At 67.7% G+C, this 15,146-nt stretch carries 11 protein-coding genes; 9 read left to right on the top strand and 2 right to left on the bottom strand.

Translation table 11 applies throughout. The features are described from left to right. The first annotated feature begins 401 nt into the window (after positions 1-401). Positions 402-3,776, top strand: coding sequence for an SIS domain-containing protein (locus tag RBB34_RS01430; RefSeq protein ID WP_306117388.1), 3,375 nt, complete (start codon positions 402-404; stop codon positions 3,774-3,776). Between the two features lie 18 nt (positions 3,777-3,794). On the opposite strand, the gene RBB34_RS01425 is transcribed toward RBB34_RS01430, so the two are convergent. Beyond that, a complete protein-coding gene (locus RBB34_RS01425; RefSeq protein ID WP_306117387.1) occupies positions 3,795-6,026 on the bottom strand; it encodes an AGE family epimerase/isomerase in 2,232 nt (743 codons plus the stop codon). Between the two features lie 195 nt (positions 6,027-6,221). Between RBB34_RS01425 and RBB34_RS01420 the strand changes: the two genes are divergently transcribed. The 3 genes from RBB34_RS01420 to RBB34_RS01410 all read left to right on the top strand — a co-directional run bounded on the left by RBB34_RS01420 (position 6,222) and on the right by RBB34_RS01410 (position 8,009). Beyond that, positions 6,222-6,677, top strand: coding sequence for a pilus assembly protein N-terminal domain-containing protein (locus RBB34_RS01420; RefSeq protein WP_306117386.1), 456 nt, complete (start codon positions 6,222-6,224; stop codon positions 6,675-6,677). A 149-nt stretch (positions 6,678-6,826) separates the two neighbouring features. Then, on the top strand, positions 6,827-7,375 hold the full coding sequence (locus RBB34_RS01415) for a TadE/TadG family type IV pilus assembly protein (RefSeq protein ID WP_306117385.1): 549 nt from the start codon (positions 6,827-6,829) through the stop codon (positions 7,373-7,375). Positions 7,376-7,406: 31 nt separating this feature from the next. Next, positions 7,407-8,009, top strand: a complete 603-nt coding sequence (locus RBB34_RS01410) for a TadE/TadG family type IV pilus assembly protein (protein WP_306117384.1) — start codon at positions 7,407-7,409, stop codon at positions 8,007-8,009. 23 nt (positions 8,010-8,032) lie between these two features. Here the strand turns inward: RBB34_RS01410 and RBB34_RS01405 are convergent, their stop codons facing one another. Continuing rightward, on the bottom strand, positions 8,033-8,950 hold the full coding sequence (locus RBB34_RS01405) for a PhnD/SsuA/transferrin family substrate-binding protein (RefSeq protein ID WP_306117383.1): 918 nt from the start codon (positions 8,948-8,950) through the stop codon (positions 8,033-8,035). Positions 8,951-9,024: 74 nt separating this feature from the next. Here RBB34_RS01405 and RBB34_RS01400 point away from each other — a divergent pair, with 74 nt between their 5' ends. The 5 genes from RBB34_RS01400 to dnaA all read left to right on the top strand — a co-directional run bounded on the left by RBB34_RS01400 (position 9,025) and on the right by dnaA (position 14,956). Continuing rightward, complete coding sequence (locus RBB34_RS01400) at positions 9,025-10,263, top strand: phosphopentomutase (RefSeq protein ID WP_306117382.1); 1,239 nt, start codon at positions 9,025-9,027, stop codon at positions 10,261-10,263. Next, positions 10,256-11,152, top strand: coding sequence for a bifunctional DNA-formamidopyrimidine glycosylase/DNA-(apurinic or apyrimidinic site) lyase (mutM, locus tag RBB34_RS01395; RefSeq protein ID WP_306117381.1), 897 nt, complete (start codon positions 10,256-10,258; stop codon positions 11,150-11,152). The genes RBB34_RS01400 and mutM overlap by 8 nt, the downstream gene beginning before the upstream one ends. A 45-nt stretch (positions 11,153-11,197) precedes the next feature. Continuing rightward, positions 11,198-11,971 carry an enoyl-CoA hydratase gene (locus RBB34_RS01390; RefSeq protein ID WP_306117380.1) on the top strand — a complete coding sequence of 258 codons (774 nt, stop codon included), beginning with the start codon at positions 11,198-11,200 and terminating at the stop codon, positions 11,969-11,971. A gap of 154 nt (positions 11,972-12,125) precedes the next feature. Next, positions 12,126-12,392 carry a 30S ribosomal protein S20 gene (rpsT, locus tag RBB34_RS01385; RefSeq protein ID WP_306117379.1) on the top strand — a complete coding sequence of 89 codons (267 nt, stop codon included), beginning with the start codon at positions 12,126-12,128 and terminating at the stop codon, positions 12,390-12,392. Between the two features lie 1,064 nt (positions 12,393-13,456). Next, positions 13,457-14,956: a chromosomal replication initiator protein DnaA gene (dnaA, locus tag RBB34_RS01380; RefSeq protein ID WP_306117378.1), complete on the top strand. Its 1,500-nt coding sequence runs from the start codon at positions 13,457-13,459 to the stop codon at positions 14,954-14,956. Positions 14,957-15,146: the final 190 nt, after the last annotated feature.

Below are 15,146 nucleotides of genomic sequence, written 5' to 3'. Positions count from 1 at the left end.
CGAAAAAAGCCACCATGCGGAGGTCGCGCATGGTGGCTATAGAAAGAAGTGGCAGCCCGGAGAGGGGGATTAGGCTGCCACAAGTCCGGGTCGGCGGGGGACGGGCCTAAGCCGGACAACGGCAAGACTGCCGTTAAAAGAACGTTAACCTGACGTTTGCGGCAAAATATTGGCAGCACGCGTCACACTTCGTGAAATCACGGAAATGTCAACGACAGACATATTCCGTGAGCGCGCCGAACGGCGATGACACGGGCGCGACGCTGGCATAGCATCGTCTGCGTTACGCGCTGATTCACGACGTGACGGCTATCGCCGCGTCATCGGCTTGCATCCGGCACGCCCGGCGGCTTGAAAGGATGCGGCGGCGGCCCGCAGCGGGCAGAGGAAGGGGCGAAATCATGTGTGGCATTGCCGGGCTCGTGACCAGGCCCTTCGACGACACGGCGGCCGAACTGGGCTGGGTGCCGGAACTGCTCAGGACCGTCGAGGCGCTCGATGAGGGCGAGGACGCCGCCGAGACGCTGCGCGGCGCACTGGCCGTGCTGGCCGACCGTTTCGGCCTGTTGATGTCGATCGCCGCGGTTCGGCAGGTGGCGCTTGACGGCGCGCTCGAAGCCGACATTCGCGCGCTCGCCGAGGCGCTGACCCGGCACGAAAAGGCGCTGACGGCCCTGTCGGAGGCCGGGCGCACCGATCTCGATCCGCTGATCGAGGGTCTGCGCGATTATGCCTGGCAGCTTCGCGCCGAACTGGCCGACCACGCCGCCAATGCACGCGCGCTGATGGCCGATGCCGACCCGCGGGCCGGTCACGCACTGCATGTGGCCGTCGCCGCCGAATACGTGCTGCGCGCGATCGACCGGCTGGAAGTGCGCGGCCGCGATTCCGCCGGCCTTGCCCTGCAGATCGACCTGCCGCCTTCGGCTGTCGACTCGCTGGCGCCCGACCATGCCACGGCGCTCGCGCAAAGATGCGCGGACATGCACGCCGGCCATGGCGCGGTCTATCTGACGCCCAATGGCGACGGCACCACGGCGACCTTTCTTTACAAGACGGCGAATCTCGTCGGCCGGCTCGGCGACAATGGCGCGGCCCTGCGCGCGGCGATCGGCGAGGACGCGCTCTTGCGGGCGCTTTCGGTCGCGGCGCGGCGCGCGAGCATCCTGTCGCATACGCGCTGGGCATCGCACGGGGTGATCTCGGTCGCCAATTGCCATCCGCACAACGGTTCGCTGTGCAACGACGGCGCGCCCGAGGCAGCCACGCTCGGCGCGATGTTCGCGCTCAACGGCGATGTCGACAACCATCACGAACTGCTCACCGAGATGGTGACCAACCGCCAGATGGCGGTGGACGCGGCGATCACCACCGATGCCAAGATCATCCCGATCGCCGACCGGCTTTCGGGCGAGGCCGATGCCGAAAGGCTGGAGCGGTTTCGCAGCGCGATCCGCCGGCTCGACGGCTCGGTGGCGATCGGCTGCATCGACCCGGCGCGGCCGGGCGAGGCGTTCCTGGCGCAAAAGGGATCGGGGCAGGGCCTGCACGCGGCGCGGCTCGTCGATGGCTGGGTCTTCGCCTCCGAGGTCTACGGGCTGTGCAATCTCGCCCGCGCCTCGGCCGATCTGGCGCGCTCGGTGGCCGGCGGATCGGTGATCCATCTCGATGCACGGTCGGACACCGCCGTCATGCGCACGGTCAATGACGGCGCGGTGGCGACGGTCAACCCTTCGCCGATCCAGATCTTCGCGCGCGACATCTATCGCGGCGCGTTCTCGACCTTTCTGGAAAAGGAGATCCATGACGGGCCGGCAAGCGTCGCCAAGACGCTGCGCGGCCGATACCGGCGCAAGGGCGGGCTCGTCGCCTTCGACGACCTGGCCAACGACATCTGGGCGCCGCTGCGCGACGCGCTCAAGGGCGGGCTGGCGCGCGTCTATGTCATCGGCCAGGGCACGGCCGGCGTCGCCGCCGTCGGCATCGGCCATCTGATCGAGAAGGCGCTCAGCCGCGATGCGAGGCGCGCCATACCGGTCGAGGCGGTGCGCTCGTCCGAACTGTCGGCCGACATCGAAGCCTATGACCTTGCCGACGCGCTGGTGATCGCGGTCTCCCAGTCGGGCACGACCACCGACACCAATCGCGCCGTCGACCTGGCGCGCGAGCGCGGCGCCTTCGTGCACGCCATCGTCAACCGGCGCAATTCCGATCTCGTGCGCAAGGCCGGCTCGACGCTGTTCACCTCCGATGGCCGCGATGTGGAGATGTCGGTCGCCTCGACCAAGGCGTTCTACGCGCAGATCGCCGCCGGCAAGCTGACCGCGCTGTTCCTCGCCGAACGACTGGGCACGATGACGGAGGTCGAACTGGCCTATGAGATGGGCGAGCTGGAGCGCCTGCCCGGCCATATCGCCGCCGTGCTCGCCGACGAGGCCCATATCGCCGCGTGCGCGCGCGATCTGGCGCCGCGCTCGCGCTATTGGGCCGTGACGGGTTCGGGCGTCAACCACATCGCCGCGCTCGAGATCCGGATCAAGCTGTCGGAGCTGTGCTACAAGTCGATCCCGGTCGACTACACCGAGGACAAGAAGCACATCGACCTGTCGACCGAACCGCTCACGCTGGTCGTCGCCAACGACCTGCCCGGCGACCTAGTCGGCGACGTCGTAAAGGAAGCGGCGATCTTCAAGGCGCATAACGGCAAGCCGGTGGTCTTCGCCACACGGGGCGCCGATGCCCAGGCCTTTGCCGACAATGCCGAGCGTGTGATCGCCCTGCCCGATATCGGTGCCGATCTCGCCTTCGTGCTGGCGACGGTGGCCGGACATCTGTTCGGTTTTCATGCCGCCCAGGCGATCGACGATGGCGCGCGCAAGCTCAAGCCGATCCTTTCGGGGCTGTCGCTGATCGCCATGGACGACGATCAAGCCGATGCCGGCGCGGTCATGGCCGCGCTCGATGCCTTTGTGGACGAGGCCGCCGCCGGCGCCTTCGATTCCGGCCTGGGTGCGGGCAATCTGGCGCGCCTGGCACAGCTCTCGCGCACGCTGCGAGCGGCCGGGGAGCCGTCCGAGCGGCGGGCGATCGCCCAAGCCGCGATCGCCGATGTGCGCGCGGCCTTCGAGGAGACCTCGCGGCCGGTCGACACGATCCGCCACCAGGCCAAGACCGTCACGGTGGGCACCAGCCGCCCCGAGGACGCATTGTCTTCCACCATCCGGCACGCGCTGGCCGCGCTCGGCATTGCCGACAGCCGCATGTCGTTCGACAACCGCAAGATCCTGGCCGCCGTCTCGCGCATGGTCGATGCGGTGCGCTGGTCGGCGCTGCTCGATGTCGAGACCGACCAGGGCGTGCCCAGGGTGGCGCTCGCTGCCGGCGGCGGCGCGCCCGATACGCTTGCCGCCTATGGTGCCCGGCGCGCGCCGATGGGCGTGATCGGCTCGGCGCTCGACACCAACCGGCTGGTCTGTGGCTTCATCGACACCGAGGCGGTGATCGCCGTGCCGGTCACGGGCACGAGCTTTGACCGGACCGAGCACGTACTGTGCCTGTCGGTCGGCATGCTCGCGCACGCCTCCCGCGAGCAGAAGACGGCGGTGATGAACGCGCTCGGGGCCTATCAGACGACGCTGCGGCAATGGGAGCAGACGCTCGGTTCCGACGCCGAGGCCGCGCTGCAGCGCGAGATCGCCCGCCACGATCCGCTGACGGTGACGTTCCGGCCCTCGGCGATCGACGCGCTCAACCGCGACGACCGCGCCTCGGCATAGCCCAGGTCGGCCCGCCCGTCACGCCGACGATCGCCCGCTCTCCAGATATTCGGCCAGCGCCGCCATGACGTGATAGAGCGTGCTCGAGGGCATGTCGGGCGCGGCCACGCGGCCACGGGCGTCGATGGCGTCAAACCAGCCGCCGGCGGCCGGCTGGCCGAGATAGCGTCCGAACAGAAGGTCGATCATCTGCGCGCGCAGCGGCGCGGCGCCGACGAGGCCGCGCCGTTCGAAGGCGAGCGCCGCCTTGAGCGCTTCGGTCTGCGGCCAGCAGCGCGCCCGTTCGGACTGGCGCGCGCCATCCGGCGCCATGGTGTCGGCGGCGGCGCCGGTTTCGGCGTGATGACCCAGCGCACGCGCGGTCGAAAACAGGAGGCGCGCTTTCGCCTCGAGGCCGGGTCGTGTCCGGTGGCCGAGATGGCGCAGCAGCAGCCAGGCCCATTCATAGTGATGGCCCGGCTCGACATCGGTGCTCGCCGAACCGTCGGTGACCGGCGTCCAGTCATCGGCGAAGAACTCGGTCAGCGTGCCGGTCTCAGGATCGAAGAAATGCCGCTCGAAAAGGTCGATAACCGCGTCGGCGCGGTCGAGGAAGCCGGTCTCGCCCGTCGCCTCGTACCAGGCCAGCATGGCCTCGAGGACATGCATGTGCGGGTTGGCGCGGCGCGGCCGGCTGTTCTGGCTGTCCTCGCGAAAGCCGCCATGGACCGGGTCGGCCAGCGCCTCGTCCATGAATTCGAGCGTGCGGTCGGCCCAGCGCCGCGCCTCGGGCCAGCCGCGCACCCGCCACAGCCAGGCCGTTGCCAGCAGCACGAAGCACTGGTCGTAGGTATCGCGCCTTGCGTCCCTGACGCGGCCATCGGGATGGAAGGTGTGGATGAACCCGCCATCGGCGTGCCAGCCGGTGGACACCAGCGTTTCGAACAGGGTTTCGAGCAGGCCCGGGGGCGCGCGCCAGCCCAGATGCTCGCCATGGGCGAAACAGTAGATCTGGCGTGGCAACACGCGCAGGCGCTTTTGCGGGTGCGGGGCGGGCGTGCCGTCGAAGGCCAGCGCCTCGTGCACGCCGCCATTGGCGCGGTCGATGCCGCTGTCGGCCCAGAACGGCAGGCAGGTTTCGAGCAGCCAGGCGCGGATCGCATCGGGTGAGCGGTCGCCGGCCATGGGCGAGGTGGCGCGCGCCTTGATTGCGGCCGCCACCTCCTTGACCAGGTGCGCCTTGTCGCGCGCGGTGACCAGCACCTTGCCATCCTCGGCGACGATGACGAGATCGTCGACGCCGGCAACGGCCACCTGGGCGTCCTCGGCGCGGACATAGGTGCCCGATGTGTGAAGCAGGACGGCATCGCCGCTGACGGCGTTGCCTCGGGCGTCCTTTCGTGCATGGTCGTGAAGCTGCGCCCAGGAGCCAAGATCGTCCCAGTCGAACTGGGCGGGCACGACGCCGATATTGTCGGCCTTCTCCATGATGGCGTAGTCGATGGACACGCGCTCGGCGGCGGCAAAGCTCTCCGGGTCGAGCCGCACCGCGGCACCATCGACGTCGGCGCGGGAAACCGCCCGTGTCGCCTGCTCCCAGATTTGCGGCTGCAGCGCGCCGAACGCGTCCGCCATGCGCCCGATGCGGTAAAGGAAGATGCCCGCATTCCACAGGAAGCGACCCGATTGCAGATAGTCGCGGGCGGTCTGCGCGTCGGGCTTTTCGCGAAAGGTGCGCACCTTGTAGCCCGCACCGACCGGCGCACCCTTTTCGATATAGCCATATTGGGTTTCGGCGCGCGTCGGCGTGATGCCGATCGTCATGATCGCGTCAGTGCGCGCGGCGATCTCGGCGGCGCGCGCCACGGTCCGACGAAACCCCTCCGCATCGGCAATGCGCGCGTCCGAGGGCAGCACGATCAGGAAGTCGTCGGGCGAGTTGCGGCAGTAGAGCGCGGTGCAGGCGGCGATCGCGGCCGCCGTGTCGCGAATGGCCGGCTCGAGCACGAGCCGGGCGCCGTGAACGGCCGGCATCTCCGCGGCGAGCAGATCCGCCAGCGTGGCGCTGCCGATCACGCAGGGCGGGGCGAAGTCGAGCGCGCCATAGGGGCCTGGCGGCATGCGCGCGAGCGTGTTGGCCAGAAGGCTGTCGCCGTCGAACAGCGCGTGGAACTGCTTGGGCTTGTCGCGGCGCGACATGGGCCAGAGCCGCGAGCCGGCCCCGCCGCACAGAACCACCGGTGTAACGACCTGGCGCTTTCCGTCCGTCATGGCCCGTCCCGATTGCACCGCCAATCCGTCCTTAAACCGTCCGGCGCCGATTGGGAACGGCCCATCCACGCCCGGCACGGTCGCAAACGGCCGCATCACCGGGCGCGCGGCCATTCGCGCACGGCCATGGTTAATGCTTCCTTCACGTTTGGCGGCGACAATTGTTCGCGAGTCCTTTCGTCGGAGTTATCAACGATGGCGCTGCGCCTTGCTGGAATTGTCGCCGGCCTTTTTTCGCTGGCCCTGGTCGCCGGGCAGGCCGCAACGGCCTCGGCCAATGAGCACGAACCCGCCGGCATCCAGGTCGTGCTCAATCACGCCAAGGTCATCAAGCTGTCCCGGCCCGCCTCGACCATCGTGATCGGCAATCCGGAAGTCGCCGATGCGACCGTCCAGGACGCGAACACGATTGTGCTGACAGGCCAAGGATTTGGCCGGACGAACCTTGTGATCCTCGATGAGGCCGGAACGCCGATATTCGACGAAAAGATCGCCGTCACGCGCGATCAGGCCGCCACGCTGCGCATCTACCGGCGGGCCAATATCGAGACCCTGTCCTGCGAGCCCCATTGCGAGGCGGCCTATCTGACCGAGGCCGAAAAGGAATCGCTGCAGGAGCGTGCCCGCGTCAACGCGATGTTCGGCGAGTAGCCCTCGCCCGGCAGCCGAGACGCGTCCCCGGCCGGCCGTATCTCCGGCCGCGGCGCCTCTTTGTCTCAATTTCGGTCACAACGGACAACCGAACATCAATCTTTGCGTCATAGGCTGGGCCGTCACAACCAAAATGACGGGGCAATGACGTGACAGTCGAGGCAAGGGGACAGGGCTTCATTTCCCGCCTTCGTGCGTGGAGAGGCGACAGGCGGGGTGCGACCGCGATCGAGTTCGCCATTCTCGCGCTGCCCTTTTTCCTTCTGACGTTCGCGGTCCTTGAGACCACCATCTCGTTCACCGTCGAGCAGGTGATGTCGAACACGACCGACCAGCTGGCGCGACAGGTGCGCACCGGCCAGCTCGACCCGGCGACGGTCGACGAAGACGCGTTCCGCGAATTGATCTGCGAGCGGATGGAAGTGTTCGTGCCGCAAGGCTGCCCCGGTCTGTCCTTCGACCTGCAGAACTATGCCAGCTTTGCCAATGTGCCCAGGGCGATCCCGTTCTCCGCGCCGGGCGTCATCGACACGTCGGACTTCGGCTACGATCCGGGCGGTACGGGCACGATCAACAATCTGCGGATCATCTATGAGTGGCCGGTCATCACCAACATCATGAAGTCGCGCATCGCCGGCCTGGAGGGTGGCCGGGTGCTGCTATACGCGACCACCACCTGGCAGAACGAGCCATTTTGAGGGTGCAGGACCCCGAGACGGGACGACGAGGATGCCGAGCAAAGACAAGATGACGGGACTGTTCGTGCCATGGCGCCGGTTCAAGCGCGACCGGCGCGGCGTGGCCGCCGCCGAGTTCGCCCTGATCGTGCCGCTGCTGCTGGCGCTTTATCTGGGAACGATGGAAGTCTCCAACGGCGTCTCCCTGAACAAGCGCGTCGCGCGGGCCGCCTCCACGATCGCCGACCTCGTCACCCAGCAGGACATCACCGACAGGGCCGAGTTGCAGGCGATCATGGATGTCGGCGCCTCCATCCTGTTTCCCTACGAGGCCGACAATCCCGAGATCCTCATCGTGGGCGTGGATATCGACGACGATCACCCCGAGGGCGGTCAGGTGGTCTGGTCGCGCCAGCGCAACAGTGACGGCAGCCACGAGGAGGGCTGGACAGCCGGCAACGACGTGTGGGTGCCCGAGCGTCTGCGCATCGACGAGACCTTCGTGGTCATGACGCGCGTTCAGGTGAAGTATCTGCCGATCGTCACTTGGGTCACCGGCCGCAATCCCGACGGCACGCGCACCGGGCTCGACATTTCCGAGCGTTACTGGCTGCGCCCGCGTCTGGTCGATCAGATCGACTGCACCAACTGCTGAGGGCCGACGCCGCGACGGCGATCCTATTGCCGGCCGGCCAGCGAGCGCACGATTTCGCTCGCATAAGCGTAGTCGTCCTCGGTGACGGCGACGAAGCCGCCGCCCAGCGCCGGCGCGATCGCATCGAAGGCATCGGGGTCGTCATCGCGAAGTGCGACCAGCATGGCCGTCAGCCGCGCGCGCATGACGTCCGGCATGTCGGCGCTGACCACATGCGGGCCGAACGGGACGACGGGCGACGTCCAGAGCGTCCTCGCGCCGACCTGCGGATCGCCTGACAGTCGCGCGGCAAGCCCGTTTTCGAAGGACGTCTCGCCGTCCGGGTCGGCATAGTCCCAGGCAAAGAAAGCGGCGATCTCGCCGGCCAGGAACCGGTCGCGGGCCGCCTCGAAGCTCGCCGCCCGTTCGAGCGCGAGACCGGCCCGGCGCAGGGCGTTGCCCTCGAACGAAAACGACGCGCTGGGGACGAGATCGCCGGTCAGCGAACCGGCCGGCCCGAAGGTCAGCCCGGTTTCGGCCAGATCGTCGATCCCGGTGATCTTGTCGCCGTCCGCCACGAGCACCGAGCGGACGCCGCGCGCGCCTTCGGCGCTTGTCGGGGCGGCGAGCGGGGCGAGACAGTTGCAGGCGATCTGCGCGGCGGCATAGCCCAGGCTCGAAAGGACCGCATAATCGATCCGGCCGCTGATCTTGGCGTCGATCAGAGCGGCGCCGTTGCGCATTACGTCGATTTCGGTCGGCATGCCGCTGGCGGCCGTGACGGCCTTGCGAAACGGCTCATAGCGCGGTGATTGCGTCCCGGCCTGGGGATCGGCCACGATACCGACGCGAAACACCTCGCGCGCGCCCGTCTCCTGCGCCACGGCCCCGTGCGCCGGGACGAGCAGGAAAAAGGCCGCGGCGAGCACCCCGAGACGATGACCGGTGTTCATGACCGTCATGATGGACCTTGCCGTTGCGGATCCTTATATAGAGCCTGCCGGGCGTGCGGCACAACGAGACAAGACGGCACCCAATGGCGCGAGCATTCCTGATCGTTCTTGATTCCGTCGGCATCGGCGGCGCGCCCGATGCGGCCGCCTTCGGCGATGCGGGCGCGAACACGGTCGGGCACATCATCGATGCGGCCGCGCGCGGCGCGGCCGACAATGCCGACCGGTCCGGCCCGCTGGCCTGTCCCAACCTGGCCGCGCTTGGGCTGTTCAACGCCGTCGAACTGGCCTCGAACCATGAAGGCGCCGCGGCGCTCAAACCGGATCGCCCGGCGGGCTTGTGGGGCGCGGCCGAGGAGGTGTCCAACGGCAAGGACACGCCGTCCGGCCATTGGGAGATCGCCGGCGTGCCGGTGCGCTTCGACTGGGGCTATTTCCCGCACGAGGTGCCGGCCTTTCCGCAGGACCTGCTCGAGCGCATCCATGCGCGCGCCGGACTTGAGGGCTCGCTGGGAAACAGGCATGCCTCGGGCACCGAGATCATCGCCGAACTGGGCGAGGAGCACATCAGGACCGGCAAGCCCATCTTCTACACCTCCGGCGATTCGGTGTTCCAGATCGCCGCCCATGAGGACCGGTTCGGTCTCGAGCGGCTGTACGCCTTGTGCGAGACCGTGCGCGCACTGGTCGACGACCTCAATATCGGCCGGGTGATCGCCCGGCCCTTCATCGGCACCGACAGCGCCTCGTTCAAGCGTACCGGCAACCGCCGAGACTATTCGGTGCCGCCGCCCGAACCGACGCTGCTCGACCGCACCCTCGCCGCGGGCGGGCGCGTGCTCGCCGTCGGCAAGATCGCCGACATCTTCGCCCATCAGGGCGTCAGCGCGGTGCGCAAGGCCTCCGGCAACGCGGCCATCGGCGAAGCGACGCTCCAGGCCATCGACGAAGCACGCGACGGCGATCTGGTGGTCACCAATTTCGTCGATTTCGACATGCTCTACGGGCACCGTCGGGACGTGGCGGGCTACGCCGCCGCCCTCGAGGCGTTCGACCGGTTCCTGCCGCGACTGACGGGCGCGACGGCGCCCGGCGATCTGATGATCATCACCGCCGACCATGGCTGCGATCCGACCTGGCGCGGCACCGACCACACGCGCGAGCGCGTGCCCGTCCTCGGGCTACGGCCGGGCTTCGGGCCGGCCCCGGTCGGGCTGCGGCCGACCTTCGCCGACATGGGCGAGACGCTGGCCGCGCATCTGGGCCTTGCGCCGGGACCGCACGGCCGATCGTTTCTGGACCTGACCGCCGGCGATGCCTGAGCTGCCCGAGGTGGAAACGGTGCGGCGCGGTCTGGCACCGGCGATGGAGGGCGCGCGCATCGACGCGCTCGAACTGCGCCGGCCCGACCTGCGCTTTCCGTTTCCCGAGCAGCTCGCCGAGCGGGTTGCCGGCCGTGCCATCGTCGCGCTCGGCCGGCGCGCCAAATATCTGACGATCCATCTCGATGACGGCACCGTGGTGATCAGCCATCTGGGCATGTCGGGATCCTACCGGATCGAGGCGCCCGACGCCGATGTCCGCGTCCCTGGAAGCTTCGTGCTCGCACGCTCGAAGGCCCGTGCGCACGATCACATGGTGTTCCACCTGACCGGTGCGGACGGCAGGGCCAGCGCGGTCGTCTACAACGATCCGCGCCGCTTCGGCTTCGTCGCGCTCGCCGAACCGGGCCGGTTGGACGAGAGCCCGTATCTGCGCGATCTGGGCCTCGAGCCGACGGGCAATGCGCTGAGCGCCGAACATCTGGCCGAGCGGCTCGCCGGACGCATGGCGCCGCTGAAGGCCGCCCTTCTCGACCAGCGCGTCGTCGCCGGGCTGGGCAACATCTATGTGTGCGAGGCGTTGTGGCGCGCGCGCCTGTCGCCGCGCCGGCGCGCCGGCACGCTGGTTACGTCCACCGGCCGGCCGACGCCGCGTTGCGAACGGCTCGCCCTTGCCATCGGCGCCGTCATCGCCGAGGCGATCGAGGCGGGCGGCTCTTCCTTGCGCGATTATGTGCGCGCCGACGGCACGCTGGGCTATTTCCAGCACAGTTTCGCCGTCTACGGGCGCCAGGGCGAGGCCTGCGCCCGGCCGCAATGCGCCGCGCCGATCCGCCGCATCGTGCAATCGGGCCGGTCGACATTCTACTGCCCGTCATGCCAGAGATGACGCGCGCACCGACACTCTGTCATCATCAACAGCCAGGAGCGGCCGATGGCCTATGAGACGATCATTGCAGACAAGCGCGGGGAAGCCGGACTGATCACGCTGAACCGGCCCAAGGCGCTCAATGCGCTCAATGCGCAGCTGCTCGGCGAACTCACCGAAGCGCTCGCGGCCATGGAAAAGGACGCCAAGATCGGCGCCGTGGTCATCACCGGCTCGCAGAAGGCCTTCGCCGCCGGCGCCGACATCAAGGAAATGCAGCAGATGCAGTTCGCCGAGGCCTATATGGACGATGCGATGTCGGGCTGGGAAAGGGTCGCCGGCTTTCGCAAGCCGATGATCGCCGCCGTCAGCGGCTACGCTCTGGGCGGGGGCTGCGAACTGGCGACGATGTGCGACTTCATCATCGCCGGCGAAAGCGCCAAGTTCGGCCAGCCCGAGATCACGCTCGGCATCATGCCGGGGATGGGCGGCACGCAGCGCCTGGCCCGCTATATCGGCAAGGCCAAGACCATGGATCTGTGCCTGACCGGCCGGACCATGGATGCGCGCGAGGCCGAAAGATGCGGGCTCGTGGCGCGCGTGGTCTCCGACAACGAACTGATCGAGGAGGCCCTCAGCGCGGCCCAGAAGATCGCCGGCTATTCGCATCCGGCGGTGATGATGGCAAAGGAAACGATCAACCGCGCCTATGAGACCACGCTCGGTGAAGGGTTGCGCTTCGAGCGGCGGCTGTTCCACTCCATGTTCGCCCTGGAGGACCAGAGCGAGGGCATGAGCGCCTTCATCGACAAACGCACGCCGACCTTCAAGAACCGTTGACTGCCGGCGGGTTTGCCACTATAGCAGCGCGGACTTTGGCGGCAGGGATGCCGCCATATGTTTTTGCCGTGCGCGCGGAGGCCATCGGGCCGGAGGCGGCGGCTCACACGGCTTCCGGAGGCCGATTCCGGACCACGAAGCAAGAGAGGCAAAGATGGCCAATACCCGGTCGGCCAAGAAGGCAACACGCAAGATCGCCAAGCGTACGGCGGTCAACACCGCGCGCCGCTCGCGCGTGCGGACCCATGTGCGCAAGGTCGAAGAGGCGATCGCCGCCGGCGACCCCGCCGCCGCGGCGGCCGCACTGAAATCCGCGCAACCTGAACTTATGCGTGCAGCCGGCAAGGGCGTCATGCACAAGAATACCGCCGCCCGGAAGGTCTCGCGGCTGTCGCAGCGAATCAAGTCGCTCGCCACCTGAAATTTCCTTCGTCGGCTCACGATATCGCGGCCCGGCCAATGCCGGGCCTTTTTGTTTTTCCGGCTAACGGAAAATTGGCGTTCAGCCACAATGCGTTAGGCCGCGCAACGCGACGGTGACGCCTCGCATGGGCGAGCCCCGATTGCCGGAACTCCGTAGCCTCCTCGCTCAAACCGCAGCTTTTTCAATGACTTACGGTGAATGCCGGGGCCGCTTCCCCCAGCCTTTCACAGCACTGGCGCAGCGAATCGAGTCAATCGTTTTTTTGGAAATTTTTTTGCCGATCGCCGCCATCTGAACGGGCCAAAAAGAAGCTGTGGAATCCCAACGGCTTATCTTTTGCGCCCCGATTCGGGACGCATTTTGTTCCGTTTCGGGCGCTCCGCCGGCGCTTAAATTTGTCTTAACGGGCCTTGAGTCGGCGCCGTTTCTGGGGCTACTTTACGGCCATCAGATCGGCAATCTGCCCCGCAACACAGTCCACTATCGATGACCGGGTACGACTTTAGGTTGTGCCTGCGCGGGGCGGTCTTGCCGGCATTCAGGGCCCGGCGGCCCGGCAAGAAACGAGCGGGTGGCGGCGGTGCCGCCGGTGCCGCGACAGAATGGACGGGGTGAAAGACGGGGGCACTGTCGGCGCCATGCCGGCCAATCCGACAAGAGCCGACCGGCACAGGGCCGTGCCGGCCGGTCCCGGATGGGCCATCGGAGCAGGCGCGCGCTCCCGACAGGCTGGGGAGGTGATCGGGGGCGGGCGCGGCCGGACAGCGCGACAGAACCGGGCAGCGGGGGCGACGCGAGAGTTTGTGTTTGCGCGGCGTTTCGCCGACACGGCGGCGAGTCCGTGTCCGGGAAATACGAATTTGCGACCCGTGAAACCGGGCGTGACGACCTGACAGGAGGCGAACACAAAGATGCGAGGGGAAGCAGAACGCTCAACCTTTTCGACTGCCTTGAACGCAGTGCACGCAATGCCGACGACCGGCACGGCGAGCGCCGCCGCATCGACGGATCGAACGAGCAACCACAACAAGGCCGGCACGCGGATCGAGGGGGCAGAAACGGTGAGCGACAACAAGAACAAAGAAGAAGGCCAGTCCGGTGGCGACGACGCCGACGACAGTGACCGGCGCGCCGTCTTTGCCAAGGTCAGCCGGCAATTGCGGGCCAAGCTCGGCGCCGAGGTCTACCAGAGCTGGTTCGGACGGCTGAAGCTCGAGCAGGCCACGCGCTCGGTCGTCCAGCTTTCGGTGCCCACGCAGTTCCTGCGAAGCTGGATCACGAGCCACTACCTCAAGCTGATCGAGGAGTATTGGCGCGCCGAGGAACCCGATCTGTTGCGTGTCGAGATCGTCGTGCGCAGTGCCACGCGAGGCACCGCGGCGGCCGAGCGGGCCGGCCAGGCGACCCATGCGGCGCGGGCCAGCGTCAAGCGGGCCAAGGCCAATGCGCGGACCGGCAAGGAAACATCCATCGCCGCGACGGCGCGCGAGGCGGCCGAGACCGGGCGCAGCGGACAGATGCTGGGCTCGCCCGTCGATCGCAACTGCACCTTCGACAGCTTCGTGGAAGGGCCGTCCAACCGCGTCTGCCTGGCCGCGGCGCGGGCCGCAGTCGAAAAGGGACCCAATTCGGCGCGGTTCAACCCGTTGTTCTTCCACTCCAATGTCGGACTCGGCAAGACCCACCTGCTGCAGGCCATCGCCAACGCGGCCCGGGCGGGCGACCGCAGCAAGCGCGTCGTCTACCTGACCGCGGAGTATTTCATGTGGCGCTTTGCCAGCGCCATCCGCGACCAGAGCGCGCTCATGCTCAAGGAGACGCTGCACGAGATCGATCTGCTGATCATCGACGACATGCAGTTCCTGCAGGGCAAGACGATCCAGTCCGAATTCTGCCATCTGATCAACACGCTGCTGGACAGCGCGCGCCAGGTCGTGGTCGCCGCGGACCGGCCGCCGTCCAAGCTGGAGTCGCTCGACCCGCGGGTGCGCTCACGGTTGCAGGGCGGGGTGGCTCTGGAGATCCAGAAGCCGGACTACGACATGCGGCTCGCCATGCTGAAGCTGCGCCTTTCCGAGGCGCGCAAGGACGACACGACGCTGGACATCGCCGACGACGTGCTCGCCCATGTCGCCCAGACCGTCACGTCCAGCTTCCGCGAACTGGAAGGCGCGTTCAGCCAGCTGGTCTTCCGCCATTCGTTCGAGCCGAACCTGTCGCTTGATCGCGTCGACGACATTCTGGGCCATCTGGTGCGGGTCGACGAGCCCAAGAAGGTCCTCATCGAGGACATTCAGAAGAAGGTCGCGCAGCACTACAATGTGGCGCGCTCGGAACTGCTCTCCAACCGCCGCACCCAGGCCGTGGTCCGGCCGCGGCAGATCGCGATGTACCTGTCCAAGCTGATGACGCCGCGCTCGCTGCCCGAAATCGGCCGGCGATTCGGCGGCAAGGACCACACCACCGTGCTGCACGCGGTGCGCAAGATCGAAAAGCTGATGAAGGACGACGCCAATCTGGCCAAGGAGGTCGAATTGTTGCGCCGGCTCATCGAGGAATAGAACGATCGCGGCCGCCCGGCAGCGGGCGGCGCGTTTTTCCCCAGCGTTTGCGGCCGGCCCCGCGGCGCCGGCGCGCCAAGCGGCTTGCTTTTCCCCCCTCGAAGCGCCACATTCGGCGTCCCGAACGGCCGTGCGCCGGCAGCGTTTCCGCGGCCGTTCGTCCAATCTCCTGCCGGACAGGCCTGCCCGG

Origin of the sequence: Roseitalea sp. MMSF_3546, assembly GCF_030732865.1 — a bacterium.
In the GTDB taxonomy this organism is placed as follows: domain Bacteria; phylum Pseudomonadota; class Alphaproteobacteria; order Rhizobiales; family Rhizobiaceae; genus Roseitalea.
The sequence above is the reverse complement of the archived record's forward strand: the minus strand, read 5'-3'. Positions and strand labels throughout refer to the sequence as shown.

Coding starts and splice junctions, on each gene's coding strand:
- RBB34_RS01420 (WP_306117386.1), top strand. CDS start 6,222: ATGGCGCTGCGCCTTGCTGGAATTGTCGCCGGCCTTTTTTCGCTGGCC.
- RBB34_RS01425 (WP_306117387.1), bottom strand. CDS start 6,026: ATGACGGACGGAAAGCGCCAGGTCGTTACACCGGTGGTTCTGTGCGGC.
- RBB34_RS01400 (WP_306117382.1), top strand. CDS start 9,025: ATGGCGCGAGCATTCCTGATCGTTCTTGATTCCGTCGGCATCGGCGGC.
- RBB34_RS01390 (WP_306117380.1), top strand. CDS start 11,198: ATGGCCTATGAGACGATCATTGCAGACAAGCGCGGGGAAGCCGGACTG.
- mutM (WP_306117381.1), top strand. CDS start 10,256: ATGCCTGAGCTGCCCGAGGTGGAAACGGTGCGGCGCGGTCTGGCACCG.
- RBB34_RS01405 (WP_306117383.1), bottom strand. CDS start 8,950: ATGACGGTCATGAACACCGGTCATCGTCTCGGGGTGCTCGCCGCGGCC.
- RBB34_RS01430 (WP_306117388.1), top strand. CDS start 402: ATGTGTGGCATTGCCGGGCTCGTGACCAGGCCCTTCGACGACACGGCG.
- RBB34_RS01410 (WP_306117384.1), top strand. CDS start 7,407: ATGCCGAGCAAAGACAAGATGACGGGACTGTTCGTGCCATGGCGCCGG.
- rpsT (WP_306117379.1), top strand. CDS start 12,126: ATGGCCAATACCCGGTCGGCCAAGAAGGCAACACGCAAGATCGCCAAG.